This is a genomic window from Spirosoma utsteinense (assembly GCF_014282275.1).
GTDB lineage: Bacteria > Bacteroidota > Bacteroidia > Cytophagales > Spirosomataceae > Spirosoma > Spirosoma utsteinense.
This window is the reverse complement of record NZ_VFIA01000163.1, coordinates 1-867: the sequence shown is the minus strand read 5'-3', so window position 1 is coordinate 867 and position 867 is coordinate 1. Positions and strand designations below refer to the sequence as shown.

Here is an 867-nt window from a genome sequence, read left to right as displayed (position 1 = left end):
AGAACGTGTTGGGAAATTGAGAAAGGTTGAGGGTCGTGCCAACTTTGTGGTCGCCAAACGACAAAGTCATGACCAAACAGTGGGAGCCACTGACCGACCTCCAATGGGCCGCAATTTCGGCTTTTTTCGACCTTCAGCGCAAACGCAAACACGAATTACGTACTATCATGGATGCCATTTTCTGGCTCTTACGCACCGGCTGTCAGTGGCGAAACTTGCCGCCCAACTTCCCCCACTGGCAGGCCGTATACTATTATTTTGATCGCTGGAAAAAAGCCGACTACTTTGAACACATCAACGCGACTCTCAACCAACTCGATCGACAACAAGCCGACCGTGAGCCTTTGCCTTCGGCGGCAAGCATTGATACACAATCGGTTAAACTTGCTCCTATGATTGGTGAATGGCGGGGTCTGGATGCCAATAAGAAGGTCAATGGGCGTAAACGGACCTTTGTGGTGGACACACAGGGGCGGCTTTGGGTGGCCGATGTAGATGCGGCCAACCGGGCTGATGGCTCATTGGGCAAAGCCTTAGTTGTAGCTATTCTCTGGCGGGTGGGCGAACGCCTGGAAAAGATGTTCGGCGATCAAGCTTACAATGGTGTATTCGCCAAAGAGCTTGACCGGTGGAGTATCGATTTTGAGAAAGCGTCACGGCCTGAATCAACACAAGGTTTTGTGCCGGTGGCCAAACGATGGGTAGTAGAACGGAGCATTGCCTGGACGAACTACTTTCGGAGAATCGTCAAAGACTACGAGCATACAGTATCTTCTTCGGCCAGTTGGCTGTATCTGGCCAATAGCCAGATCATGTTACAACGAATCGAGACTTATTGCCAAATATGATTTCCCAACATGTTCTAAA

1 protein-coding gene is annotated in these 867 nt (G+C 50.3%); it reads left to right on the top strand.

Translation table 11 applies throughout. From position 1 onward, the window contains the following. Positions 1–68: 68 nt before the first annotated feature. Positions 69–848, top strand: coding sequence for an IS5 family transposase (locus tag FH603_RS28280; RefSeq protein WP_186742763.1), 780 nt, complete (start codon positions 69–71; stop codon positions 846–848). Positions 849–867 lie beyond the last annotated feature (19 nt).